Here is a 24,149-nt window from a genome sequence, read left to right as displayed (position 1 = left end):
GGTTAATCCACAGCACTTTAAAAACTGGTTTACAAGCTGCTGCTACTGTACTTCATAAACCTGGAATCGGCTGTAATTTGTATTGTGGAACAGGCATCTTGCCTGTTCCTGACAGAAAATAATTTTATTGTGGAACAGGCATCTTGCCTGTTCCTGACAGAGGTATCAGAAAATCCACGAATTTTTGGTTGAGCGATTTACAGTGGGGAGTGGGTTTACGAGATTATCTGTTTTAGCCAATTATAGTTGGGGAAACCCGCCCATACAAAGCACAACAAAAAATTATTACAATTGCTATTTAAATTCATCCAATTTAGCCTTAATAGCCTGCATATCTTGCCACATAAACCATTTCGGAGTCTCCGGTTCACGGGAGGGGTTTCGCAGCAAGTACGATGGGTGAAAAATTGGCATACACAAACGATTTTCCCATTCAATCCATTGACCTCGGATTTTACTAATTGGTCGCTTGTCGCTTAGCAAACCTTTGAGGGCTGTTGCACCGGTTAATAAAATAATTTTGGGGTCTAAGATGCGAATTTGTTCGAGCAAGTATGGTTTGCAAGCTTCGATTTCTTTTGCTGTCGGAGGGCGGTTGTTGGGAGGGCGACATTTGATGACGTTGGCAATGAATACGTCGGTTTCTGCACTCAATCCCACGGATTCTAAAATCTTATCTAACAGTTTGCCCGATCGCCCGACGAAGGGCAATCCGGTTTCATCTTCGTTTTGTCCGGGTGCTTCTCCCACAATCAAAATTGAGGCTTGAGGATTGCCGCGCCCGATGACAGCGTGAGTGCGCGTATTGCCCAATTCGCAGCGGTAGCAGCGGTTGCAGTGATCGCCGATTTGTTCCATATTTTGATAAGTGCCGGGAGGGATGGGAATTTTGGCATTTGCTGGTATTGAGTCTGTTTGGAAAGTGGCACTTTGATTGTTGTCAAAAAGGCTGAGTTGCAAGTCGCTGGACATACATTTTACAATTAGGGAGAGATTTTGGAGTCTAGAGTTTATAGTTTAGATCGGGTTTGGTGATTTGAGATTGGCTAGATGCTTGTGTGCGATGCTGTCGATTCGCTACGGGATAGCTACGCTCGATCGCACAATCTCCAATTAACACTGGCACAATCTCCAATTGTTTGGTTGAGCTCGTACAGGCAAAAATATGTTCTCTAACCCGTTTTTTGACGATCGCGCCGATGCAGGCGAAAAACTGGCCGAGGCAGTTGTGGACGAGTTCGGCAAGTTGAGTTTAATGACACAGAAGGCGGTGAAACCGATTGTTTACGCCTTGCCGCGCGGGGGTTTGCCCGTTGCTGTGCCGATTGCGCGTCGCTTGGGCTGTCCTTTGGATGTGGTTGTTGCCAAGAAAATTACTCGCCCCGATAATTTAGAATTGGCGATCGGGGCTGCAACTGCTGATGGTCACGTCCTCTGGGAAAAGCAAAAGCAGCACAATTTACGCTTGCAAAAATCAGCACTGCCCCTGGCTCAAAATAATGCTCAATCTCTGCTGGCAGATTTGTCTCCTGGACGCCCAAATATCAGCGCCGCTGGGGCTTTGGCGATTTTGGTAGATGACGGGATTGCTACGGGGATGACGATGGCTGTGGCGGCTAAGGCTTTGGAGTCGCAGCAACCGCTGGCTTTGTGGATTTGCGCGCCTGTCGCCCCGGCAGATTTAATGGGATTTTTGGCCCAAATGGGCGATAAGTTGATCGTTCTGGAGACTCCTCACCCTTTTTACAGTGTCAGTCGCTTTTATGGGCAATTTCCGCAGGTTGAGACGGCGGAGGCTTTAAGGTGTTTGCAGCAACAAACTGAATGGCGATCGTAGGTTAAGCTAGAAGGCTAAATCCAAAAGCTCGATCGCTAACACATGAGACCTTGGCAATATTGGTTGGACACTTTGATTCTGTCTACTCAGCACAATCCGCCTCGGTTTGTTGAGTTGGTGATGTTGACTTTGGCGATGATTTTGCTTGGGCTGTGGAGTGTAACATTGCAGTGGCAATATTTAACGCTGTCTCTGAGTTATATAATTGGTTCGTCTTTTTCAATTTTGGTGCGGGAATCGATCGGCCCGCGACCTCAATTTCAGCTAACTCACCTGACAGCATTGCTGTTATTAATTATCAGTTTTTATAGTTTTGCTGAACTAATTAGATAGTTAAGGCAGTTTTGACTTGTAGAGGTAAACTTTATAATGTAATTGCGAAGGTGGTGAAGCAATTGCATAACTTATATAGCAATCCTCAGCGGCTTGTGAACTAGATGTTTTTTTGAACGAACCGCGAAGCCGTTCCCGAAGGGTAGGAAGAGAAGAGAAGATCGAGAGTTCACCAATAATTAGCCCTCATCCTACATTCTCATGGGATTGATGTAAAATTATGCGGTTCCCGGCAGGATCGAAGGCATAGATTTCTAGACCGTGAGAAGCTTTGATAATTTCTCCGTTGGGCGGATAACCTAAAGCCCAAATTCGGGCGATCGCAGTTTCGATATCGCTGACTTCCAAACACAGACTCATGCCTGTTTTTGCTCGATTTGCAAATTCTGATTTGTGGGAATCTTTGGGTTTGAATATGCCGAGTCTTAAGCCTGGGAGTTGAAATTCAGCATAAGTATTGGGAATATAAGGGTTTGGTTCTATGTCTAGAAAATTTTTGTAAAATTTAACGAGAACTTCCTTATCAAGGTCTGCTAAAGTCACTAGGGCGGCGCTGTAGTGGAAACTCATATAAATTGGTAATGGGGAATTGGTAAGGGAAAATTAATAATATTATAACTTTCTATCTCTTTAAAATCCTCCAATTCGTCCGACTATTTGGATTTTACCTTGTCGATCGCTTTTGAGAATCACAGCTTCGCCGCTTTGCGGTACAATATCAGTGATAGCGGTAATATTTACTTGATGAGTTACCATAATAACCGCGCCTTTAGTGTTGCGGTTGTCAACAATCAACTTGCGAATTGCTGCTGTTTGTCTGGCTTCTTTGCTGCTGTCGCTAAAGAACGAGTTCAGCGCTGGGAACGGTTCGACTTTGCCTATATTTATCAGTTTTGCTGTTTCCAAACACCGACACCACTGACTGGATAAAACTCTGCCCACTTTGATGTTGCGGTTGCGAAATTCGGCTCCAATTTGCTTGGCTTGCGTTCTTCCTTGTGCTGATAAATTGCGCTGGGTGGAACAGTCACCCAACTTAAAGTTAGCAGGATCTCCCGTACCTGGGGCGATCGCGTGTCGCATTACTACAACCAACCCCGTCTCATCCCGCTGCAACAATTGCCACCCTGCTTGAGTTTGCGTGTTCGTTGCTGCGTCAGAACTGGCAGTTGCAGAAATTAAGCCGATCGACAATACTAAAGCTAGCGATCCGAAAAACCATTTCCAGTTGAGGTCAATCCGCGCAGCCATTGGTGCAGAAGTTAGGAATTAACTTATCATATTATAATACAACAAATATTGCTCTATGGAACTCACCAATTTTATTGCTCTGTCTGTCATTATTGCCCTCGTGCTGGGGATTGGGTTTGGAACAATGACTTGGGCTTACTTCGGCAAGGGCAGCATTTCTGTACTCTTTAAAGAACCAATTTTAACTTACCCAGAATTTCCCGATACCGACAGCGGCAGTAAAGCTTCCGTTTATTTTCAACAAGGAATTGAGGCTTATCAGTCGGGAAATTACCGCAAAGCTAAAGATAAATTTACCAGTGCTGTAGAACAAGTTTCAACTTTAGCAGAAGCTTACCACAATCGCGCCTTGGCTTGTGCGAATTTGCGCTCGGATGAGGAGGCAGTTGCAGATTTGATCCGTGCCAGCGAATTATACCAACAGCAGGAAGCTGGATTTGCAATCGACACGATTAAACAAAATCTTGCCGCCTTGAAGCAGCGCAAATTAGAACGAGAAAAACAACAAGCAGTTGCGCCATAAATTATTATGTTCGGTCAGTGGAACTCAACCCAAACCTAGAGTTGTGGTCTGAAAAACCCGGTTTCTTTGTGGTTGGGAGAAACCGGGTTTGTTTACAGAAGTTTTATTAAAGTTGAAAATCAAGATTTAACCTTCTCCTATTCAACTAAATTGTTCTGGAAGCTTCTATTTGGTCGATTTTAGCAATCATCATTTCTCGGCTAGGTGCCACAACTCGATAATTAGTAATGGGATCGTAAGCTTCCCACTCTTGAGTCACTTCGCTGTCTTGCCACAAAAACCATTCCCGGTAAATTTCGCCGTCATCAATGTCGCCACACAATGGCAGCCAATCATCTCCTCCCAAATTATCAAAATCTCCTCCTACTAAATCAATCCAAGCTGCAAGGATACAAGAGTCAATAGCATTATTGTTAACAGCAACGGTGTTATATTCAATAGAAGTTTCGGGAAAACAAAGTGTGGATTTCATAAGCTGTACCTGAATGTTATGTTATTAATTTATAAAAAAATCCTCTAGGTCAGTGACAGCAGAAGGCCACTATCCTAACCTCCACAGTTCCCACGTCGAAAAACCTTGACACCCAAAGCGCTCAAATGCCTCTGCTGTATGACTTGAGACCGCTTTGAGTCAAGTCGCTACACAGGCTAAATTGAGCCACTTTGCCAAGTGGCATAGAAGAAAGCCCGATCGGCCAAATATTGCTGGCGAAGGCTCTCGCGCATTGAGGAGCAAAGACAGCGCGACTGCCAATTGTATACTGGGTAAGTTGGCGAGTTTCCGTACAGTTTTTGTGGTAAAATTAGCAGTAACCGGACTTTCGTACCGACAGCCTCGTTTGGTCAAAATCTTTCCAACGAGCTTTCCAATCGTGGTGCGATCGCCAGTTTTAATTTATTGTTAATTTTGCGAAGTCCCGATCAACTGTTAGGGAAAAAAAATTATGCAAGCAACCAACCAAGAAAGAATTATCGATCTGACAATCCACTATACCAACGGCAAACAGCAACACTTCCAGTTCAGTGCGCCAGAGGGAACAGTAGGAGAGCAAGCAACTTTAGGCACTCGCCTGCACAAAATGTTGACAGCAGACCCGATAATTCTCGAATTGGCAGATAAACTGGTAGTTATCCCAGTTCACAACATACAAAGTATTGAAATATCGCCGATTCCTCCCAAATTGCCAGAGGGTGTCATTTCCCCAATGCGAGAAATTAAGAAATAGCTAAGGTGTTCGGCATCTAAATTCAACTGCAAAGACGGGCAAGAGACCCACCCCACGCAAGCTTTTAATAAACAGCAATGTCCCAATTAAAGGCGCGAAAACTTATTACAGCTAACAGATTGAAATTACCCAAAAACTTGTCGATCGCAGGGACGATATATGTCGCGTGAGTGAGGGGAATAATTGCAGGTTTTACAGACTTTAACTTACCCGAAAAAATGCTAGAGCTCCACTGCCACACTACTTATTCCGACGGCACTCTCACCCCTGCCGAACTCGTAGCCGCCGCCGCGTCTTCGGGGGTTCGCGCCTTGGCCGTCACCGATCACGATACGATGTCAGGTTGGGATGAAGCCTTCGCCGCCGCTGCTTTGCACGGTATCGAAATAGTCCCCGGACTCGAACTCAGCACCGTTCACAACGGCCGATCGCTGCACATTTTAGGTTTTTATCCCGATGCAAATAAGTTGCGCGTTCCTTTGAACGATCGCCTGGAAGGAAGGTTTCGCCGATCGCAGGAAATGGTCGAAAAATTAGCAGCAATGGGATACGCGATCGAACTGCCAAAAACATCCCCAGGAATGGCACCGGGAAGGCCTCACATTGCCTCTGCACTTGTAAAAGCCGGTCACGCCAAATCATCGCGGGAAGCATTCGATCGCTGGCTGGGAGATGACGGCCCGGCTTATGTTCATTACGAGAAATTCTCGATCGTCGAAGGCATCGATTTACTGAAGAGTTGCGGCGCAGTACCAGTGTGGGCTCATCCTTATTTATTTCGCGGCGGTGCTGTTGAGGAAGTCTTAAAAGAATTAGTAGATGCTGGTTTAATGGGAGTTGAAGTATACCATCCCAGCCACAGTTCTAGCCAAATCCAAAAGTTGAAAGATTTGTGTCTTCATTACGGTTTGCTGGCAACTGGTGGCAGCGACTATCACGGCCCCGATCCTGAAAGGAAAGCAGCAGATAGCACCCAATTGAATATGCTGCATTTGCCGTTAGAATTGCTCGAACCGATTAAAGTTGCTGCGGCGAGTTTGAAATAGTTTTTTAGGACAAATTTTGCCGACGTATTCAGTGGTCAAAAAAAGCAATCGTTTAGTTTTTGAGTGAGGAATTTGCACGAAGTAAGTCCTTAGAAGAAGACCGAGGTCAAGCAGAATATAAATTAATATGAAGTTAAAGGCAATTGCAGGCAAGTTGATTTTACAATGTTACTAAAGCAACTTGCCAAACGGAGCTTATTATGAGTGCAGAAGACAGAGCGAAGGCGATCGGCAAAAATTTAGAAGGCAAAGCTCAGGAAATTTTCGGTAATATCACGGGCAACAGAAAAGACCAGGTTGAAGGCAAAGCCAAACAAGCCGAAGCCTCCGCCCGCCACGCAGCAGAAGATGCTAAAGATGCTGTAAAAAATCTGACGAATAAAGCCAAAAGGTCGATCGACAAATTGTAGAAACCGCGCTATACCAAATCCTGGCTAATAGAATTCGCTTCATATCAAATCCTTTGCTATCAATAGGGTTTGATATGATTTATTTTTGGAATGTGCATAAAACGGGGCGACTCCTGCGATATCTCTTCAAAAGCGCAATGGAGAAGTCCCTATGATTGTCAATTTTACACCGGATTAATTTCGTAGTAAGGACTTCAGTCCTTATTGCATTACCTTTACGAAAAATTTTTGCTCAATTCTGCATAAAGCCGCCAAAACCTGCGATATCAGAGTATCAACACGCAAAAACTGGACTATGACGAGACATGATACCCCCGTCGAACCCTTAGCAGGTTTAGTTCCTGTAGGGGCAAGTTTCAACTTGTTGCTTCCAGCCACGGGTTGGGAACTCAAACCGATTTCCTTGGCTTTGTTATTGCTCGCACGTTACAGCACTATTTTCCCTGGGATAATCGAATTATCTCGATGTCATCCGAACGTGCCTGTGAACACCGACGAACAGTTACGCCAACTTCTACAACTCTTGAAAGACTCGCAAGAGAGTAGTAAGGAACAAGAAAGACTCAAAAATCAATTGTGCCAACTCATTCCCCATTTGCCCGGAATTCGCAAGCATCCTTATCCTAATATTGATTTAGAGGAAATGATGCAGGAAGCTTATTGCGGTTTTCTCAAAACGCTTTCGGCATTTTTGAGGGGAATTGACCTCGACAATCTCGCTGCTGATGTGTTGCGAACCCGAGTGGTTCAGCGGTTCAATAAAACTCTCAAGAACAAAGTCTATGAGCAATATCGCCGGATGCAGCAACAGATTTTTAGTGTTAGTTTTGATGCTCCGATTACGAGCAAGCGAGGTGAAAAGTTTGAGGCTCAAGAACCGATAGACCATACCACTAAAAATGGAATTGAGCAACTCATCGAGAGAGAACAAGCTCAAAATAAGCAGCGCATCGGCCACCAACTATGGCAGTGTATTGAAGACGATCCGATGGGAGAACTGCGAAACAGTTATCCCAATGAAAAAATAGATAAGAAGAAGCCAAATAATCCCGAAAATCGCCGCCCTCGACCGGATGCCAATTCTCACGTACTCGCACTGCGATTGCTGTTGCAAGACCCTCCAGATAAATTGTCAAAAATTGCCAGAGAGTTAAACATTGACTATCAAACTCTCAACTCTCACTGGAAAAGAACAGGTTTGGCTCTCGTCAAAGAGATTGCACTTAAGTTTGGATATCAACCCGAGGAATAATGGTGAATAGCATAGATACTTATTTGTTAGAAATTCCTCTGGAGCAAACTGCCCGCAATTTGGCTCTGCAATTTGCTTCAGAGCAAGCTAATCCGCAAAAAGGCAAGCGGGTTTATTTTAATACCCTGGCGGTTTGGGCGGTTAACTATTTCTTGGAATGGATGGAAATGGAAACCGATATTGATGGCGGTGATAGTTGGAATCCAGTAATGCGGGCGGTTGTGGATGTGGGCGATTTGGTTTTGCCGGGAATTGGCAAGATAGAATGCTGTCCGGTTCAGCTCGGAGAATGGGCTATTTCTCTGCCGGAAGTGCGGGAAAATCGCATTGCCTATATCGTCGTTCAGTTTGCCGAACCTTTCGATAAGGTGAAACTTTTGGGCTTTATTCCGGCTGTGGAAATTCTGGATGAAACTGAAGAGATTTCTCTAACTAATCTCAAACCAGTTGAGGAGTTGTGGGAGTATTTGGATCGGATTGAGTTGGCAATTCCGCTAGTGCAAAATGAAATTGAAGAGTTGCTATCTGATTTGGAAGAAAATGACCCGGCACAAGCACAAGTTCGGGAAAAATTGCAAAATAAATCTATTTCTGAAATAGTGGCAATTTTGAATAAAGTTTTGCACAGTAGTGAGAAATCTGACTGGGGCTATGAAGGGGGGAAGGCTTTAGCGGGAAGTGGTTATAGTAGTCGAGGTTTGGGAAATAGAGATATATCTTTCTCTGGTGATAAATCTTCACCTGTGGAGAAAGCTTCAGATATTGAGGAGGATGTGAAAGCGGAACTGAATTTGATTGCTGAAGATTTGTTGGAGAAATTAGCTGAAATTTGGGGAGATGGTGATGATTTTGCCTTGTCATAAATCGGCAATCTCTCAGAAATCTGGATAAATTGCTATGACTTGTAGGGGCGGGTTCACTAACCATATCTGATAAAAATCTACAATCTAAAAAACCCGCCCCATCTCTCAATACGAAAAAACAATTAAAATATTGCGTTTTTGGTTTTTTTGCATGGGGTGGGGGCGGGTTTTGGAGATTGTTTGTTGTTGGCGATTATAGGTGGTGAACCCGCCTCTACAAAATGGGAAGGATGTACATGAGATTTCTCGTTGGGTGGGGGCGGGTTTTTGAGTTTGTTTGTTTTTGGCGCTGATGGTGGGTGAACCCGCCCCTACAACATTCCAAAGACAAATATCTAGAATTTTTCAGGATATTTGCATAATTATCCCCCAAATTGCCGATCGATATATATACAGAATAAAGGGAAACTCTAATGGATGAACAACGCATCGCCGCCTATCTCGAACTGATTCAAGCCCTGCTTGAGTGCCCTAGCGGTGAAGAGGAGGATATTCTCAACGCCAATCGAGACTTAGTTGATGCCAATTTTGTGCAAGTCATGGCAGCGGAAGCGGAGAAGATGGCAGCAGAGGGCAACTCCAAGGCAGGTTGGTTGCAGAATCTAGCGGCACAATTGGCAAACTTTGTCGGCAGTACAGCAACTCCTCAAGAGTATTTTTCTTTCTTGATGGAGGTGTTGCAAGCAACGTCAGACAGTGGCGGAGATCCTCAAGTCGTATATCGTATTTTACAGCAAAATTTCGACAAATTGGATTTAAAATTTGCTCGAATCTTACAAGCTTGGGCTACATCCAAATTCACAAAAGTTACCTCAGAAGAAGCTGCAGCCATTGCAGCAGATATTGTCTCTTTTGGCAATTTAATTAATCAGTTTCCTCTGGGGCGGCGGGCAGGGAATTTAGAAATAGGTATTGCTTGTTATAGCACAGCATCAGAAGTCTATACCCGCGAGGATTATCCCAAAAATTGGGCAGCGACTCAAAACAATTTGGGGAATGCCTATAGGGACAGAATAGAAGGAGTCAGGGCAGGGAATATAGAAGAGGCGATCGCCTGTTATCGGGAAGCATTAAAAGTCTATACCCGCGAGAATTATCCCGAAAATTGGGCAATGACTCAAAACAATTGGGGGAATGCCTATAGTGGCAGAATAGAAGGAGTCAGGGCAAAGAATATAGAAGAGGCGATCGCCTGTTATCGGGAAGCATTAAAAGTCCGTATTCCCGAGAATTATCCCGAACAATGGGCAATGACTCAAAACAATTTGGGGGCTGCCTATAGTGACAGAATAGAGGGAGTCAGGGCAAAGAATATAGAAGAGGCGATCGCCTGTTATCGGGAAGCATTAAAAGTCTATACCCCTGAGAATTATCCCGAAAATTGGGCAATAACTCAAAACAATTTGGGGGTTGCCTATAGTCATAGAATAGAGGGAGTCAGGGCGACGAATATAGAACTGGCGCTCGCCTGTTATCGGGAAGCTTTAAAAGTCTATACCCGCGAGAATTATCCCGAAAAGTGGGCAGCGACTCAAAACAATTTGGGGCCTGCCTATAGTAACAGAATAGAAGGAGTCAGGGCAAAGAATATAGAAGAGGCGCTCGCTTGTTATCGCGAGGCTTTAAAAGTCTATACCCCTGAGAATTATCCCGAATATTGGGCAGCGACTCAAAACAATTTGGGGCCTGCCTATAGTGACAGAATAGAAGGAGTTAGGGGGGCCAATATAGAAGAGGCGATCGCTTGTTATCGGGAAGCATTAAAAGTCTATACCCCCGAGGCTTATCCCGCAAATTGGGCAGCGACTCAAAATAATTTGGGGAATACCTATAGTGACAGAATAGAGGGAGTCAGGGCGGCGAATATAGAAGAGGCGATCGCCTGTTTTCGCTTAGCATTAGAAATTCGCACTCCTGCTGCTTTTCCTTTAAACTGTCTCACAACCGGAAGAAACCTCGGCAATACCGCTTTCACTGCTGGTCTCTGGGATATCGCCCTGGAAGGATTCGAGAAAGCAATTCAAGCAGTAGAAAAAAGTAGAAGTTGGGCAACTTCCGACGATATCCGCCAGCAGATTTTAGCAGAATCGATCGATGTTTACGAAAAGGCAATTCAAGCTTGCGTCAACAGCAACCAACTGGAAAAAGCCATAGAATATTGCGACAGAACCCGGGCTCAGCGGTTAGTCGATTTAATGCACAGCAATGATTTGTATGCTAGCAGCGAAATTCCACCCGCCGTGCAAAAGTATTTGCAGGAATTTGAGGCCAAGCAGCGGGAAATTGACGCAGAAGTTGAACAACTCCGCAAACCTTCTGAAGGTCATAAAGAATTAGCCGGTGTGGGGAGTCAGTCGCGCAGTCGGGCAGAGTTATCTGCTTACACGGAGAAGATTCAAGAATTGGAAGCCCAGAAACAGCGAATCTGGGAAAATATTCGCAGTTTAGATCCAGTTTTAGCTGGACAAGTTCAAGTCGATCCGATGCAGTTTGCGAAAATGCAGAAACTTATTGACAATTCGCAGACGGTGATTCTCTGTTTTTATACCACGACTGATAACACTCATGTTTTTGTGATTTACAAGGATAAAGCGCCGCAGATTCACACTTGTCAGGGAGAGGGTTTGGGAAAATTTCAGAAGTGGATTCGCGAGAGTTGGTTGTTGCCTTATTTGCTGGATCGGAAAATTTGGCAACAGGGGATGGATGAGTTTTTGTCTCAGTTGTCGCAGCGGTTGAAAGTTGATGACTTGATTAATAATTGTTTGGATGGGATTGAGGAATTGATTGTGATTCCGCATCTGTTTTTGCATCAGATTCCGCTGGCGGCATTGCCGATAGAACCCCCCCACTCCACCCTGCTTAGCAAGGGGGGGCCGGGGGGGGTTCTTAGCGATTATTTCCTGATTCGTTACGTTCCCAGTTGCAGAATTTTGGAGTATTGCAGTAAAGATGAAAGCATAGAATCGCCGAAATACGGGATTGTGGAAAATGCCACTGATGATTTGTACTTCACTCCTTTTGAGTGCGAACAAATTGCCGAAATTGTGACCAAACCTGAGCGCTTAAAAGGAAGTCAAGAAGCAACAGTCGCAGCCTATCGAAACCTGATCCAAAAAGTGAATGTAATTCACTCCAGCCACCACGCTGTCTCGCGTTTGGACAATCCTTTAGAATCGCGATTGTTTTTAGGAGACGGGAGTATCACGTTAGGGGAATTGATGACACCTGGTTGGCGCTTGCCGCAGTTATCCGATGTGTTTATGTCCTGCTGCGAAACTAATTTAGGAGGGACGGAAATTACCGATAATCTTCTTAGTTTGGGAACGGGGTTTTTGTGTGCGGGGGCGCGGAGTGTGGTCAGCACTTTGTGGGCGGTAGATGATTTCGCTACTTCGCTATTTTCGATTTTTTACTATCAGTATCGTCGGGAAGGTTTGAGTCGTCCAGAGGCTTTGCGACGGGCACAGGTGAGGTTGCGGACAATTTCGGGTGCGGAGTTGAAAGAGCTTTATCAACCGCAAATCGATCCGTTGCTTCAGAGAATTATTGGGGATTTAAAGTCAAAATTGGCTGTGGTTCAAAAGGAAAAACAAAAGTTAAAATTGCTGCAGAAATTTTACCACAAGGAGACGGATGAGTTTAATAAGTTGGGGGCGGAGTTGAAGAAAATAACGAAGCGGGAGAATCAGATTCAGAAACAGAAGAAAAGATATGAAAGTTTGAAAGAAAATATTTACACTCTGTCAAATCCTTTTGATGATTTGAGTTATTGGTCGGGATTTATTTGTCAGGGTTTGCATTGATTTGTGGTGTTTGATGGTGTTAACAAACACGTCTGACACACATTCCGGCGGGGATTGAAATCCCCGCCTCATAGCGCAAGTCCTCTAAAGAGGACTAATGAATTTAACAGTCCTCTTCAGAGGACTTTCGCTATGAGACAGGGAATTAATTCCCTGTCGGACTTTCGGTTTCACCTGCTATTTCACCTACATTTATCGGCCTTAATCCCCGTTCACCTGCGCTTAAAAATCGGGTTCCGCAGCTAAAAGCTCGATCGACAAATCCATCTGTTTTTTCCCACGCGCCAAAAACCTTTCGCACTCCTGCCAACACTCCACAGCCACCCCAAACTGCTCGAAAACCTCCTCTAGAGGCAACTCTCCCGATTCCACCCGATCGATAATCGCTTCAATTCGATCGACCGTTTCCTCATAATTCCAGTCAGACTGGCGCAACTGCGAATCAATCATAACTTTTCTTCTGCATCCAATACTTCTACAATCTTAACTTTCAGCACGCCCCGACTCAACCTCACAGTCAATTCCTCTCCCAATTCCAAACCGTCAGTTGTGCGGACGATCGTACCGTCACTTTGGATTACCGCTGCATAACCCCTTTGCAATACCGCTGCCGGATTCAGTGCGGATAACTTTTCTTGCAATACTTCTAGTTTACCAGTTGCTTGCCGCAAAGTTCGGGATGTCGCAGGTAAGCGTTTTAAGCGATTTTGTAACAGTTGCAAATGCTCTTCTTCTGTCTGAAATCTTGCCCGCACAGCGTTTGCTAAATTGACCATTCGCTGCTTGTGTTCAAAATAAATATCTGCTAAAATTGGTACAGCTTGAGCGGCCGCCGCAGTCGGAGTGTGGGCTCGTTTATCTGCTACTAAATCGGCTAGAGATTCGTCTCTTTCGTGTCCGATACCAGTGATAATTGGAATCGCACAATTCGCGATCGCCCTGACAACTCTCTCATCATTAAAACAAGCCAAATCTTCCGCAGAACCGCCGCCGCGCGCTAAAACGATCACATCCGCCCTACCGTCCAATTCTACCCGGGCGATCGCCCTAGCAATCGCAGCAGCAGCCAATTCTCCCTGCACTCCTGTCGGCGACAGCAACACCCGCAAACCGGGATATCTTTGGGCTAGAGTGCGCTGAATGTCTCCCCAAGCAGCGCCTGTATCGGATGTCACCACGGCCACAATTTGCGGGTGTGCGGGAATCGGGCGCTTTCTGGCGGGATCGAAGAAACCCTCAGCATCCAAGCGCGATCGCAATTGCTGCAACCGCAAAGCCTGCAATCCTTCCCCAGCCGGTAGCGATTGCACAACTGTCAACTGGTACTCGCCGCGATTTTTGTAAACCCGGATGCTTCCCAAAACCAGCAACTGTTCGCCTTTTTCCGGGATTTGCACCAATTTTTGCCGCTGAGAATTCCACACCACGCAGCGAATCGCAGCGCTTTTGTCAGTGTCGCACAGAGTGAAAAAGCAGCCGCTGGGGTGGTGCGAAACGTTCGACACCTCGCCTGTCAGCCAAACTGATTGCAGGTTGCGATCGCCCTCCAACAACTCTTGCAGGTATGATGTTAGTCCGGCAACAGATAAAGCTGTATCGGGAAGAATTGAAGTCATCCAATTTTAGATTTGAGATTTGAGATTTTAGATTTAGGCTACTATCAATACTTCGGACAGTGTGTGATTGCCAAGGGTAAAATAAGCGTTTCAGGGCGAGTGCAGAATCCACTTGCTAACGGAAAATCAAGGGTTTCCGAGTAGGATCTCAAAATAGTCCGGACTATTGTAGTATATCTAAGGTAATTTATTTGTAGGCTGAGCGGGCAATCGTAAATTTAACTGCAAACAAACTAATGATATCAGATACAATGACTTCGATGAATGTCCTGCGCCAAGAGGCTGCGGCGATCGGCATTACTGAGGAAGAAGCCAGAAAATATGGCGACCTCCGACATAAAAGAACTTGGTCTTTGGCGATCGAACATCACCTGTCAATGCAAGATTTTGCCGATCGCATAGAACAATCCTTCACAACTTCCGAACCCGATTCCTCCACCGCACTCAACCACTCTCAGACTGCGGAGTCGAAAGACTATGGTATTCAGCTAACAGCGAACCTAGGCGAATCTAGAGTAACCAGGGAGAACCAAACAGCCTCTGTTGCTTCGCCACAACAGCAAGCAGAAGAAATCGGGCGATCGCACACACATTCCGACCACCGCAGCAACCAAAACCGAGGTTTTAAACAAGTAGTTCAAAATCATATTAAAGCATTAACAATTGCATCCGCCTCCCGCACAAATCTGCCCCATTCACAACTGGGCAATTGGGTTTGTCCTGAGTGTGGGCCGGAGGGCGAATTGGGATGTTTCCTCTGCGCCGGAGAAGGCAATGTAGGGGACATTGCAGCTATTGGCTGGACGCTAGCTTATATGGAAATGTTGGGCTGTTCTGCTCGCGAAATTGAACCCTTGAGAAAAAATTCGCCTTCATTGAATATTCTGGAATTGAATTTAAAAGTTTGTGTTGCTATCAAACAAAGTAGCGAAGTTTTAGCCAGGACAGAGAAATGGGTAATTAGTCATTAGTTACCTGAAAGCTCAACCAAATTAAGTATTGATTCTAGCTTTTTCAAAGCAACTTCCAAATCATCATTAACAACTTGGAAATCGAATTCCCCTGCTGCTTCAATTTCCTCTTTAGCCCGCACCAACCGACGGGCGATCGCAGTTTCGGAATCTTGACCCCGGCTCCGCAGCCGCCGCTCCAATTCTTCCCAAGAAGGAGGTAAAATAAAAATTCGCAGCGCCTCTGCAAACTTATTCCTAATTTGCCTAGCCCCTTCCAACTCTATTTCTAGGATTACCCATTTTCCCTCACCAATTCCTTGCTTGAGACCAAAATAAGGAGTACCGTAAAAATTACCGGCAAACTCAGCCCATTCCGCCAACTCTCCAGCCTCAACCATTTGTTCAAAGCGGCTGCGGCTGACAAAATAGTAGTGCTGTCCCTCAATTTCTCCCTCACGGGGCGATCGAGTTGTCACGGATACCGAAAGATATAATTCGGGATGGCGATTGAGGAGCGATCGTACTAAGGTGCCTTTCCCCACACCGCTAGGCCCCGTCAGAACAATTAATTTACCGGATTTCATTTTTAGAATAGAAACGTGTAACAATTTAAGTTTCCGCTTACTTTAGACTGTAAGCGCTCAAATTGCAACTGACCAACCTCAATCATCCCGACCTTGACCGTCTTTGCTGATCACAAAACGATTAGCAACCGTTTCCGGCTGAATCGCCGAGAGGATGACGTGACTCGAATCTGTAATAATTACCGCTCTCGTGCGGCGCCCGTAAGTTGCGTCTACCAGTTGTCCCCGCTCCCGCGCATCAGTAATAATCCGCTTAATTGGCGCTGACTCGGGACTGACAATGGCAATCACTCGATTAGCAGACACAATGTTACCAAAACCGATATTAATTAATTGAATATCCATGAAATTCTTAATCTGTAGGTGAACGATTGACTATCAATCCTTACTTTTGATCATATAATATACAAAGATTTTTTCTGATAATCCTCAAATTAATCCCAACTAAGTTTTTTAGTTTATACCTAAAATTTTCACCCTTTTGACGCCTAGTACCCCGTGCTTTATCAAAAATTTAAAAAAGACTCGCTGTTGCCACTCTATCTTAAAGATTCGGTAAAAGCGTCGATTTTTATTTGCAAATAAAAGCATTAGCTGTATAAAGAAAACAACCCGTAAATGTTGCGATATATAAATTTAATTTCCGCGAGATGTAATTCAAGTATAATCAGTGCTCAATAACAGTAAATATTCCCAAATCGAAGTCTATACTAACAGTATTGAGACTGATGCTGCTTTGAGGAGCTTTCCAACCTCAACTAAAAGCTGCTGGCGATCGCACTTTCTGCCCAATTTTTACCCAATGATTGGCGATGATGTGCCAAACTACAGATGTTTATTGCATGAGGTTCTACAATAAAATGGGCGGGTAGTGAAAATTTTAGTCCTATTAATACCAATAAAAAAAGTGTGGCTCCACTTATCAATCTTCTAACAATAAAACTTACGCAAAAAGTTGTTTTACGCATGAATTATAGCGTGTTCCCGGTTTAGGAAGTGTAGGGACACGGCATTGCCGTGTCCCTACGGGGAACCAACGATCTGTTGTGTGCTTCATAAACCTGGAATCTGCTGGATAGCGATAAGACTTCATGCACACCGCACCCTAGACATACAGGATCTGCCTAAATCTTGTTTAACAAAAAACAGGGATTAATGCCGATAAATTCATCCGCATTAATCCCCAGTTATTCCACAGTAGATTAAGGCAGATTAAGCCGCAACTAAACCGCTGTGTCTCAACAAAGCTTTAGTGCTAGGTTCGCGTCCCCGGAAAGTTTTAAACACTTCCATCGGGTGCAAACTGCCGCCCAATCCTAATACTGTATCTCGGAAGCGCTTGCCTGTAGAGGCGATCGCACTTTCATCTTCCAAACCCGCTTCCTCAAACGCCGCAAAAGCATCAGCGCTGAGAACTTCCGCCCATTTATAACTGTAATACCCCGCCGCATACCCGCCCGCAAAAATGTGTCCGAAAGCGCACAAAAATGCGTCTTCTTCCAGAGGAGGCAAAACAGTGGTAGTTTTAGCGATACGGTTGCGGACATCGGCCACAGTTTCGCTGCCGCCCGATCGATAGCGGTGGTGCAATTCGATGTCAACGCTGCTAAAATGTACTTGCCTGAGCATGACGGTGCCGCTCATGTAGTGGCGCGCTGCTAGCAGTTTTTGGTAATAGTGTTCCGGCAAAGTTTCCCCGGTTTCGTAATGCTTGGCCATCCCGAACAAAGTCGCGCGATCATAACACCAATTTTCCATAAATTGACTGGGCAATTCCACCGCATCCCACTCAACATTATTGATGCCCGAAGCCCCCGGATAGTCTACCGTTGTCAGCATATGCTGCAAACCGTGACCGAATTCGTGAAACAAAGTTTCGACTTCCAAGAAAGTCATTAAACTCGGTTTCCCGTCAACCGGAGGACTTTGGTTGCACACCAAATAAGCCACCGGCAACCGCGTAGTTGTTTTTCCCGCTTCGACAAATTTAGCGCGCACCACGCACTCGTCCATCCAAGCACCGCCGCGCTTTTCCTCGGGGCGGCTGTAGGGGTCTAAATAGAAATTGGCGATCGTATTTCCTGCTTCATCATCTATTTGGAAATAGCGCACATCTTTGTGCCACACAGGAGTTTGACCGTCCGCCGCAGTTACTGTCACGCCGAACAGCCGCTTTACTAATCCAAATAACCCCTCTAATACCTGTGGCAAAGCAAAATAAGGCCGCAATTCTTCGGCACTAAAAGCAAACTTTTCTTCCCGGCGCCGTTCCGACCAAAAACCTACATCCCAGTGCTTCAAATCTCCAGCTTCCGGCGCGCCTTTTTCTGCAGCAAAATCTTTCAATTCTTCTAAATCTTTAACAGCCGCATCATAACTAGCCTGGCGCAATTCTTCTAACAAAGCTTCCACTGCTGCAACGTCGGGAGCCATTTTGCTGGCCAAGCTCAATTCGGCATAACTGCTAAACCCGAGCAAAGCAGCTTTTTCCTGGCGCAAAGCCAAAATGCGATCGGTCAACGGCCAGTTATTCAATTCTCCGCTACTTGCTCTGCCGATAAAAGCTTTGTACAACTTTTCGCGCAAGTCGCGGCGGGTGCTGTGCTGCATGAAAGGGCCGTAACTGGGAAAGTCTAAAGTAATCCGCCAAGGGCCGTTTTCGGCATCCGCATTTTCTTCGCCGGCGCTGCGAGCGGCTTGAGCTGCTAAACTCAACAAACTCGGCGGCAAACCGTCAATTTCGTCTTTGTTTGTGAGGGTGATGCTGAATGCTTTGGTAGCGTCGAGGACGTGATTGGAAAATTGGGTAGTAATTTCGGCCAATTCTAATTGAATGGCATTAAAACGCTCTTTTTGCTCGCCTTCTAAACCGACGCCGGAGAGTTGGGCGTCTCGGAGAGAGGCTTCGACAATTCGCTTTTGAGCTGACTCTAAGCTGTCCCAATTTTCGCTAGCCCGCAGCGCTTTAAAAGCTTCATAAAGCGGTTTGCTTTGACTGAGCTTGCTCCAAAATTTTACTACTTCCGGCTGCACTGTTTCGTGAGCCGATCGCAATTCCGGGCTATTTTTCACACCCATCAAATGTCCGACAATGCTCCAGCTCCAATTTAAACGCTCTCCGAGTCGCTGCAATGGTTCTACTAAGCCGCTCCAAGTCGGCTCTACAGACCATTCTAACTCAGCTAGCGAGGCTTCTAGTTCGGTCAGCAGTTGGGTAACAGCGGGGACTACGTGTTGTGGTTCGATCGCGTCAAATGGAGGCAATCCTTGACCGATTAGTAACGGGTTATCAGCAATAGTTACGGTTGCAGTCATTTAATTTTCTTGTAACAGGTTGAAAACAGGTGAACTAGACAGATTAGCTTTTCATTTTTTAACACAGTTGTCGAAAAAATTGGGTTCGATCGGGCGTGAGTCGCAGAATCTCAGAGTCGAAAAATCTTCCTTCTGACTGATGACTAATGACTGCTGACTAATGACTACTGACGATTCTCTGGTGTGTGCTGCAACTCCTTGACAACCGAGATTAAGCGCTTGAGGTGAGGTTTGACAACTTCTTGCTGCTCGTGTTCCAAACGGTGGATTTGAGCTTGGACAATAGACAAATCTGCAGTCGATTGGTGCGCGGGAGCTTGCAGTTGGCTTTGCAAATTGGCCATGACTTTCTGGATTTCCAAAAATCGAGTATTTACTACTTCCCAGTCGTCTCTGGTGATAGAAGTTTCTGTCAAGCCTTGCGTCGCGCTTTGCAGTTGCTCTATAGCCTGTTCCACAGCTTGGAGATTCGCCCGTTGGCCAACCGATAAATCTTGCAGTTGTTCGCTCACCTGCTGGCGGACATCGAGCACAGCAGACGCCACGATTTCTTGCAAAGAAGCTACCGACTCTCCTAAACTCAGCAACTGCCGCTGGATATCGAGAGAATCCTCAAAGCCCTCTGCCCTAGGCATTGTCGCCATTTGCTGGCGCAGCGCTGCAATATCTGCAGACAACTGCCTGCGTAATTTAACAATTACCGTCACCGCCGTTTTTTCGACTTTATTGACAGACTTTTGGACTTGGGCCATTTCCGAATGTTGATGCACCCGCACTTGCTGCTCGAAGCGATACCGGTTAGCAACATTCAGCGACAAAGCCAAGGTTAGGGGAGCCACCCCGTAAAAAGCTTGACCCGACACAGCCACCGCGAGGGAACCCACACCAGAGGCCGCCAGAGAGGCGTACTCTGCCAGCTCCAGCCAGTGCCTTTGAGGAAAACTTGGTCTCAAGTGGTTTGCAACAGAGGGTTTTGGCTTCCGCACGGCTCTTTGGGTCATAGTATTTGCTCGTTGTTGGTAAGGTTGCGAGATTGGGTGGAGCATCGATTTATATCCTTTTTTCAGTTATATGTTTTAGATTATTTCTTGGCACTCTTCTATTTTTACCTTTGTGAGTAAGTTAAGGATGACTGCCATATTATTATGTATTTGGGAGCCTGTGACGATCGCGCCCAATTCCGGCTGTTAAAAGGTTCGCCCCAACGCGCCCTCTATTTTACAGGACGCGGGCGCGATCGGGTTCGGGCGATCAACAATAGCTGTCCAGGCTAACCGAAAAATTCCTAAGACTATTTGAGATTTTAGATTTTAGATTAAAAGTTGAAAAAATGCGACCTACTGAGGGCGAGCGTCGTTTGGAGGTTGTCGGGAGTTGCCTTTTTGTTCGCGCATTGGTATAATCTACTCTTTCTCAATTGACCCTCTAAAATTTACTGCCAAAATTGACCAATGAACTCAGAAAAACCCGGAATTGGCGATCGGCTAAAGTCTATTTTCAGTATCGCCATCTTTATCATTCTCGTACTCGCAGTAGGCTTTTTAAGCGTGAATTTTATTTCCGCTCTCTATGCAAAATTTTCTTAAAATTAGGACTTACGCATGGGGTTCATAAACCTAGTTTTTTTTACAAAAATACTGCGTCGCAGCCAGCCGAATCGGTAAAAAACACGGTTTTTTTTGTATTTATGCGTCCAGGACTAATTTGGTGATAACCCTTTGATATATGGCTTCTGTACAGGTGGCAAAGTGTAAAGACTTTCCTGTTTTTCGAGCAAGCCGCGCTGCGATATAGATTGCAATGCGTTTAGCAAATCTGATGATAATTGTCCGTTTTGTAGCAATTGGGCGAGCTTTACTGGCTGGTTTTCTCTCGCCAACAATGACATAACTTGTTTTTATAGTTGGGAAGTGGGTAGTCCTGGATAATCATGAAAAAATAAGGCTTTGACTCTATAGATAAACAGCCGTTATACTCATGAATAAAATACCCGATTTCTCCAATATGATGGGAGAGCTTTTAGAAAAGGAAAGAGTTTTTCTGACTAAACGAGATATTCTTTGTCTCATCGTATTGTTAAATCTTTCTATATAGGAAGTTTAGCCACTTTCCTTGACTACTGATTGGTGTCTCTTTTTTGGAAAAACTCTCTGATAAGCACTCCAAAAGTCGGTGAATAAACAAGCACCTTGACTCTGGAACTGTCGGTAGAGAATCCCACAATCCTTGAGTTCCTAAATGGTGACTAATGGCTAATGACTGATGACTGAGGACTAATGCAAAAACTTGCGGACTTGATATTCGCGACTTTCGGCGATCGCAATTTGCAAATCGCCCATTTTGGCATCCAACTCCTCGATTGTGCTTTGTGGCACAGACTTCCACTTCTCCCTAGTTTCCCAGCGAATCACCATCACCACCTCATTTTCCACCGGATCTACCCAAATTTCTTTGCCTAAAAAACCGTCCCAACTTTTTAGTCCCGCCGTCCAAACTTCCTGATCTCGCTGAATAAACTGCTCCCACTTTTCTTGAGGTACTTTAAATTTTAGCCACTCAATTACCATCTTATTTCCTATTTGTAAATAGCTAATTAATCGTTGCCGATCGCAATTTTAATTATCAACTCAGTTCCCTCTCCCGGACGCGAAACACAGTGCAACTTACCGCCGTGCTTTTCTACTACTAAATGCTGGGATATTGCTAGACCCAAACCAGTGCTCGTGTCTGGACATTTAGTGGTAAACAAAGGGTCAAAGATGCAGTCGAGGACTTCTTCAGTCATGCCAGGACCATTGTCACTAATGGCGATCGCCACTTCGTTTTCCCCTACCACGGAAGTCCGAATCCGAATTTCGGGATTGAATACTTCAGCTCTCGACCTGCCTGAAGACAAGTAAGACTGATTTTGAATTTTACCATACTTTTCGGGATTTCTCCCCCCTTCTTCCAAAGCGTCGATCGCATTTGTCAACAAGTGCATGAACACTTGGTTTAAGTGTCCCGCATAGCAGTGAACTCGCGGCAAATCTCCGTACTCTTTAACTAGAGAAATCCCCGGCCGTCCCCCTTTAGCTTGCAGGCGATTTTGCAAGATCAGCAAAGTGCTGTCCAAACCTTCGTGGATATCAGCAGGCTTCATTTGGGCTTCGTCGGTACGCGAGAACAAGCGGAGCGATCGCACGACATCGCGAATCCTTTCGGAACCCACTTTCATTGAATTTAGCAGTTTTGGCAAGTCTCTTTTGATGAAGTCTAAGTCTAATTCTTCCATCAAATCTTGAATTTCCGGCACGGGATGGGGATAATATTTTTGGTAAAGGTCGATCGCTCGCAGCAGTTCTTGAATGTAGCCAGTAGCATGGCTGACATTGCCGGAAATAAAACTAACTGGATTATTAATTTCGTGCGCTATTCCTGCTACCAACTGCCCCAGAGATGACATCTTTTCTGTTTGAATCAGTTGAGTTTGAGTTTGCTGCAAAATTAACAGCGTCTGCTCTAATTTAGCCGCTTGTTGTCGCAGGCGTTCTTCGGATTCTTGCAAAGCTAAAAGTGACTGTTTGCTTTCTGTAATATCCAATCCCACAAATACCGCCGCCGTATTGTTATGGTATTTTTGAGCCACTATTAGATAAGTTTTATTTTCTCCTCTAATGCTCGCTGTTACTTCTTGAGATGTTTTCTTTTTATGGTTGGCAAAGAACTCGTATACTAAATCGTTAAATTTGGGACTTGTCTCTAAAAAACCTACTTTTTGACCGAAAAATAGTTCTGCCGGCATTTTGTAAGCGCTAGCTAAATGTCGATTTACTCCCAAATAGCGCAAATCGGAACTTACCCAAGAAACTAATCCCGGCACCGCGTCCAAAACGGCTTGAAGTTGCTCTTTGGCCTCTACGAGCGCTGATTCTGCTGCGAGGCGAGCAGAAATGTCGCGGGCGATCGCGCAGCGGTATTCGCAGCCGCCGTATTCTAAATAATTGACTTTAACTTCGACGGAAAAACTGGCGCCGTCTTTGGTTTTGTAACTGGTTTCAAAAGTGAGGTTGGTTTGCTGCTTGAGTTGATCCCAGTGTTCTCGCCAATCCGATGCTGGCAAATGCGAATCGATGTCGCTAACCCTCATGTTTAGCAGTTCCGATTCCGAGTAGCCGAAAAGATGGCAAGCGGCTTTGTTCGCGTAGCAAATTTGACCGTCGGAGGTACTAAAAAAGATTGTATCAGCAGCATTTTCGAGGGCAATTTGAGTTAGTTGTGGTATTGTTCCTAACTGCTTGCTTTTGACCTCGGACTGAAATTTATTAGAGCAATTGGTTTGAGCGGGAGCCTCACCTATCTTAGATGCCAACAAAATTAAACCGCCGATCGCACCTTCGCTATTTTTCCAAGGCTGAAATACCCATCTTACCGACTCGCTGACAGAGCCACTTGCGGTTTTTCCTGATACAGATGCGATCGATCGCCCTGCCACAAACTCGCTGTATTCCAAAACTCCCGTCAAACAAGCCTGGGCATTTTGCTCCCAATATTCCGGGAGATTCGGGAACAGTTCCCAATGAGATCGGCCGATCGCCTCGCCGTCGCCCAACCCGCAATCTGTTTCCCAGCGATGAGAAACCGACAGATAGCGCATTTCACAATCTACCATTGCCACGGCTTCGGCGGAGCGCTCCACAAACCGCCGAAATCTGTCTTTACTCTCGGACACGGTTGCCTCTGCGGGTTGTTGGGCGATCGGGAAAGTCCCGTCAACGTACCTTCCCAGTCCCTGACTTTTTTGCTGAACTGGCTTAGTTTGCACGGTTTGGGATTTCCTCCATAGCTGTCAAGTTTGAAAAATTCTGTTTGAGACCAAAAATGCTGTTTTTCCCTGATTTGCTCTCTCGGACGATACCCTTAGAGGGTATCACCCATCATTGATATCATTTTTGATGGGGATATGTCTATAGGCATTAGTGTCAATTTAAGACCAAAGCTAGTGCCCGGTTGCTGTTTGACGATTAGGCATAGATCGCGCTGGCGCCCCCCGAATAATAGTCGGAGGGGACTGGAGTGATCTCTTGTCTCCCCCGACTATTCCGGGGCGCAAGAGGGCAGCGAGACTAGGCAAAAAACGAGAGAGAAAAAGGGT

General features: G+C 45.4%; 25 protein-coding genes and 1 pseudogene. 12 read left to right on the top strand and 14 right to left on the bottom strand.

The features are described from left to right. Positions 1 to 294: 294 nt before the first annotated feature. The gene (locus QUA57_RS18210) at positions 295 to 972 is read right to left on the bottom strand and encodes a uracil-DNA glycosylase (RefSeq protein WP_333062725.1); all 678 of its coding nucleotides are present in this window, start codon (positions 970 to 972) and stop codon (positions 295 to 297) included. A 193-nt stretch (positions 973 to 1,165) separates the two neighbouring features. Between QUA57_RS18210 and QUA57_RS18205 the strand changes: the two genes are divergently transcribed. Both QUA57_RS18205 and QUA57_RS18200 read left to right on the top strand, forming a co-directional pair. Continuing rightward, on the top strand, positions 1,166 to 1,837 hold the full coding sequence (locus QUA57_RS18205) for a phosphoribosyltransferase family protein (protein WP_333062723.1): 672 nt from the start codon (positions 1,166 to 1,168) through the stop codon (positions 1,835 to 1,837). Between the two features lie 42 nt (positions 1,838 to 1,879). Further along, the gene (locus QUA57_RS18200; protein WP_190661269.1) at positions 1,880 to 2,170 is read left to right on the top strand and encodes a hypothetical protein; all 291 of its coding nucleotides are present in this window, start codon (positions 1,880 to 1,882) and stop codon (positions 2,168 to 2,170) included. A 186-nt stretch (positions 2,171 to 2,356) separates the two neighbouring features. On the opposite strand, the gene QUA57_RS18195 is transcribed toward QUA57_RS18200, so the two are convergent. Both QUA57_RS18195 and QUA57_RS18190 read right to left on the bottom strand, forming a co-directional pair. Continuing rightward, entirely contained in the window at positions 2,357 to 2,740 is a 384-nt protein-coding gene (locus QUA57_RS18195; RefSeq protein WP_333062722.1) for a VOC family protein, read from the bottom strand. A 60-nt stretch (positions 2,741 to 2,800) separates the two neighbouring features. Beyond that, entirely contained in the window at positions 2,801 to 3,421 is a 621-nt protein-coding gene (locus tag QUA57_RS18190) for a histidine phosphatase family protein (protein WP_333062720.1), read from the bottom strand. Positions 3,422 to 3,476: 55 nt separating this feature from the next. On the opposite strand from QUA57_RS18190, the gene QUA57_RS18185 reads away from it, so the two are divergent. Next, a complete protein-coding gene (locus QUA57_RS18185) occupies positions 3,477 to 3,944 on the top strand; it encodes a hypothetical protein (RefSeq protein ID WP_333062718.1) in 468 nt (155 codons plus the stop codon). Between the two features lie 145 nt (positions 3,945 to 4,089). Here QUA57_RS18185 and QUA57_RS18180 read toward each other — a convergent pair whose 3' ends face one another. Beyond that, positions 4,090 to 4,416, bottom strand: a complete 327-nt coding sequence (locus QUA57_RS18180; protein WP_333062717.1) for a hypothetical protein — start codon at positions 4,414 to 4,416, stop codon at positions 4,090 to 4,092. 472 nt (positions 4,417 to 4,888) lie between these two features. On the opposite strand from QUA57_RS18180, the gene QUA57_RS18175 reads away from it, so the two are divergent. The 6 genes from QUA57_RS18175 (at position 4,889) to QUA57_RS18150 (ending at position 12,547) form a co-directional block, all read left to right on the top strand. After that, positions 4,889 to 5,170: a hypothetical protein gene (locus QUA57_RS18175; RefSeq protein WP_190733754.1), complete on the top strand. Its 282-nt coding sequence runs from the start codon at positions 4,889 to 4,891 to the stop codon at positions 5,168 to 5,170. 218 nt (positions 5,171 to 5,388) lie between these two features. Further along, a complete protein-coding gene (locus tag QUA57_RS18170; protein ID WP_039886987.1) occupies positions 5,389 to 6,216 on the top strand; it encodes a PHP domain-containing protein in 828 nt (275 codons plus the stop codon). 200 nt (positions 6,217 to 6,416) lie between these two features. Continuing rightward, complete coding sequence (locus QUA57_RS18165) at positions 6,417 to 6,626, top strand: CsbD family protein (protein WP_190733750.1); 210 nt, start codon at positions 6,417 to 6,419, stop codon at positions 6,624 to 6,626. Positions 6,627 to 6,921: 295 nt separating this feature from the next. Next, positions 6,922 to 7,878, top strand: a complete 957-nt coding sequence (locus QUA57_RS18160; protein ID WP_333062716.1) for a hypothetical protein — start codon at positions 6,922 to 6,924, stop codon at positions 7,876 to 7,878. Then, a complete protein-coding gene (locus QUA57_RS18155) occupies positions 7,878 to 8,741 on the top strand; it encodes a DUF1822 family protein (protein ID WP_333062715.1) in 864 nt (287 codons plus the stop codon). The genes QUA57_RS18160 and QUA57_RS18155 overlap by 1 nt, the downstream gene beginning before the upstream one ends. A gap of 413 nt (positions 8,742 to 9,154) precedes the next feature. Then, positions 9,155 to 12,547: a CHAT domain-containing tetratricopeptide repeat protein gene (locus QUA57_RS18150; RefSeq protein ID WP_333062714.1), complete on the top strand. Its 3,393-nt coding sequence runs from the start codon at positions 9,155 to 9,157 to the stop codon at positions 12,545 to 12,547. A gap of 222 nt (positions 12,548 to 12,769) precedes the next feature. Here the strand turns inward: QUA57_RS18150 and xseB are convergent, their stop codons facing one another. Both xseB and xseA read right to left on the bottom strand, forming a co-directional pair. Then, complete coding sequence (xseB, locus tag QUA57_RS18145; RefSeq protein ID WP_333062712.1) at positions 12,770 to 12,997, bottom strand: exodeoxyribonuclease VII small subunit; 228 nt, start codon at positions 12,995 to 12,997, stop codon at positions 12,770 to 12,772. Further along, positions 12,994 to 14,163 carry an exodeoxyribonuclease VII large subunit gene (gene xseA / locus QUA57_RS18140; protein WP_333062711.1) on the bottom strand — a complete coding sequence of 390 codons (1,170 nt, stop codon included), beginning with the start codon at positions 14,161 to 14,163 and terminating at the stop codon, positions 12,994 to 12,996. The genes xseB and xseA overlap by 4 nt, the downstream gene beginning before the upstream one ends. A gap of 236 nt (positions 14,164 to 14,399) precedes the next feature. On the opposite strand from xseA, the gene QUA57_RS18135 reads away from it, so the two are divergent. Continuing rightward, on the top strand, positions 14,400 to 15,134 hold the full coding sequence (locus QUA57_RS18135) for a hypothetical protein (protein WP_333062709.1): 735 nt from the start codon (positions 14,400 to 14,402) through the stop codon (positions 15,132 to 15,134). Here QUA57_RS18135 and gmk read toward each other — a convergent pair. The 4 genes from gmk to QUA57_RS18115 form a co-directional block, all read right to left on the bottom strand. Further along, positions 15,131 to 15,700 (bottom strand): guanylate kinase, encoded by a 570-nt coding sequence (gmk, locus tag QUA57_RS18130; protein ID WP_333062706.1) that lies wholly within the window; start codon positions 15,698 to 15,700, stop codon positions 15,131 to 15,133. The genes QUA57_RS18135 and gmk overlap by 4 nt on opposite strands. Before the next feature lie 78 nt (positions 15,701 to 15,778). Beyond that, positions 15,779 to 16,045 carry an extracellular matrix/biofilm regulator RemA gene (remA, locus tag QUA57_RS18125; RefSeq protein WP_006632566.1) on the bottom strand — a complete coding sequence of 89 codons (267 nt, stop codon included), beginning with the start codon at positions 16,043 to 16,045 and terminating at the stop codon, positions 15,779 to 15,781. Between the two features lie 867 nt (positions 16,046 to 16,912). Beyond that, the gene (locus tag QUA57_RS18120; RefSeq protein ID WP_333062703.1) at positions 16,913 to 19,015 is read right to left on the bottom strand and encodes a M3 family metallopeptidase; all 2,103 of its coding nucleotides are present in this window, start codon (positions 19,013 to 19,015) and stop codon (positions 16,913 to 16,915) included. Between the two features lie 164 nt (positions 19,016 to 19,179). Beyond that, positions 19,180 to 20,016 (bottom strand): hypothetical protein, encoded by an 837-nt coding sequence (locus tag QUA57_RS18115; RefSeq protein WP_333062702.1) that lies wholly within the window; start codon positions 20,014 to 20,016, stop codon positions 19,180 to 19,182. Between the two features lie 144 nt (positions 20,017 to 20,160). Here QUA57_RS18115 and QUA57_RS18110 point away from each other — a divergent pair, with 144 nt between their 5' ends. Beyond that, complete coding sequence (locus QUA57_RS18110) at positions 20,161 to 20,289, top strand: hypothetical protein (RefSeq protein WP_333062701.1); 129 nt, start codon at positions 20,161 to 20,163, stop codon at positions 20,287 to 20,289. A gap of 177 nt (positions 20,290 to 20,466) precedes the next feature. Continuing rightward, positions 20,467 to 20,601, top strand: a complete 135-nt coding sequence (locus tag QUA57_RS18105; RefSeq protein ID WP_333062699.1) for a hypothetical protein — start codon at positions 20,467 to 20,469, stop codon at positions 20,599 to 20,601. Between the two features lie 113 nt (positions 20,602 to 20,714). Here QUA57_RS18105 and QUA57_RS18100 read toward each other — a convergent pair whose 3' ends face one another. The 4 genes and pseudogenes from QUA57_RS18100 to QUA57_RS18085 all read right to left on the bottom strand — a co-directional run bounded on the left by QUA57_RS18100 (position 20,715) and on the right by QUA57_RS18085 (position 23,819). Further along, positions 20,715 to 20,903 (bottom strand): hypothetical protein, encoded by a 189-nt coding sequence (locus QUA57_RS18100; protein WP_333062697.1) that lies wholly within the window; start codon positions 20,901 to 20,903, stop codon positions 20,715 to 20,717. 71 nt (positions 20,904 to 20,974) lie between these two features. Then, positions 20,975 to 21,238: pseudogene (locus QUA57_RS28730) on the bottom strand (IS1 family transposase); the annotation flags it as partial. Positions 21,239 to 21,288: 50 nt separating this feature from the next. Then, positions 21,289 to 21,582 carry a TIGR03792 family protein gene (locus QUA57_RS18090; RefSeq protein WP_333038786.1) on the bottom strand — a complete coding sequence of 98 codons (294 nt, stop codon included), beginning with the start codon at positions 21,580 to 21,582 and terminating at the stop codon, positions 21,289 to 21,291. Between the two features lie 26 nt (positions 21,583 to 21,608). Further along, positions 21,609 to 23,819, bottom strand: a complete 2,211-nt coding sequence (locus QUA57_RS18085; protein WP_333062695.1) for a PAS domain S-box protein — start codon at positions 23,817 to 23,819, stop codon at positions 21,609 to 21,611. Positions 23,820 to 24,149: the final 330 nt, after the last annotated feature.

It is taken from the genome of Microcoleus sp. Pol7_B2 (assembly GCF_036701035.1).
Lineage (GTDB): Bacteria > Cyanobacteriota > Cyanobacteriia > Cyanobacteriales > Microcoleaceae > Microcoleus.
The sequence above is the reverse complement of the archived record's forward strand: the minus strand, read 5'-3'. Positions and strand labels throughout refer to the sequence as shown.

Coding starts and splice junctions, on each gene's coding strand:
- gmk (WP_333062706.1), bottom strand. CDS start 15,700: ATGAAATCCGGTAAATTAATTGTTCTGACGGGGCCTAGCGGTGTGGGG.
- QUA57_RS18135 (WP_333062709.1), top strand. CDS start 14,400: ATGATATCAGATACAATGACTTCGATGAATGTCCTGCGCCAAGAGGCT.
- QUA57_RS18105 (WP_333062699.1), top strand. CDS start 20,467: ATGAACTCAGAAAAACCCGGAATTGGCGATCGGCTAAAGTCTATTTTC.
- QUA57_RS18170 (WP_039886987.1), top strand. CDS start 5,389: ATGCTAGAGCTCCACTGCCACACTACTTATTCCGACGGCACTCTCACC.
- QUA57_RS18195 (WP_333062722.1), bottom strand. CDS start 2,740: ATGAGTTTCCACTACAGCGCCGCCCTAGTGACTTTAGCAGACCTTGAT.
- QUA57_RS18210 (WP_333062725.1), bottom strand. CDS start 972: ATGTCCAGCGACTTGCAACTCAGCCTTTTTGACAACAATCAAAGTGCC.
- QUA57_RS18115 (WP_333062702.1), bottom strand. CDS start 20,016: ATGACCCAAAGAGCCGTGCGGAAGCCAAAACCCTCTGTTGCAAACCAC.
- QUA57_RS18190 (WP_333062720.1), bottom strand. CDS start 3,421: ATGGCTGCGCGGATTGACCTCAACTGGAAATGGTTTTTCGGATCGCTA.
- QUA57_RS18180 (WP_333062717.1), bottom strand. CDS start 4,416: ATGAAATCCACACTTTGTTTTCCCGAAACTTCTATTGAATATAACACC.
- QUA57_RS18100 (WP_333062697.1), bottom strand. CDS start 20,903: ATGTCATTGTTGGCGAGAGAAAACCAGCCAGTAAAGCTCGCCCAATTG.
- QUA57_RS18090 (WP_333038786.1), bottom strand. CDS start 21,582: ATGGTAATTGAGTGGCTAAAATTTAAAGTACCTCAAGAAAAGTGGGAG.
- QUA57_RS18155 (WP_333062715.1), top strand. CDS start 7,878: ATGGTGAATAGCATAGATACTTATTTGTTAGAAATTCCTCTGGAGCAA.
- QUA57_RS18205 (WP_333062723.1), top strand. CDS start 1,166: ATGTTCTCTAACCCGTTTTTTGACGATCGCGCCGATGCAGGCGAAAAA.
- QUA57_RS18165 (WP_190733750.1), top strand. CDS start 6,417: ATGAGTGCAGAAGACAGAGCGAAGGCGATCGGCAAAAATTTAGAAGGC.
- QUA57_RS18160 (WP_333062716.1), top strand. CDS start 6,922: ATGACGAGACATGATACCCCCGTCGAACCCTTAGCAGGTTTAGTTCCT.
- QUA57_RS18185 (WP_333062718.1), top strand. CDS start 3,477: ATGGAACTCACCAATTTTATTGCTCTGTCTGTCATTATTGCCCTCGTG.
- xseA (WP_333062711.1), bottom strand. CDS start 14,163: ATGACTTCAATTCTTCCCGATACAGCTTTATCTGTTGCCGGACTAACA.
- QUA57_RS18110 (WP_333062701.1), top strand. CDS start 20,161: ATGTATTTGGGAGCCTGTGACGATCGCGCCCAATTCCGGCTGTTAAAA.
- QUA57_RS18120 (WP_333062703.1), bottom strand. CDS start 19,015: ATGACTGCAACCGTAACTATTGCTGATAACCCGTTACTAATCGGTCAA.
- xseB (WP_333062712.1), bottom strand. CDS start 12,997: ATGATTGATTCGCAGTTGCGCCAGTCTGACTGGAATTATGAGGAAACG.
- QUA57_RS18150 (WP_333062714.1), top strand. CDS start 9,155: ATGGATGAACAACGCATCGCCGCCTATCTCGAACTGATTCAAGCCCTG.
- remA (WP_006632566.1), bottom strand. CDS start 16,045: ATGGATATTCAATTAATTAATATCGGTTTTGGTAACATTGTGTCTGCT.
- QUA57_RS18200 (WP_190661269.1), top strand. CDS start 1,880: ATGAGACCTTGGCAATATTGGTTGGACACTTTGATTCTGTCTACTCAG.
- QUA57_RS18175 (WP_190733754.1), top strand. CDS start 4,889: ATGCAAGCAACCAACCAAGAAAGAATTATCGATCTGACAATCCACTAT.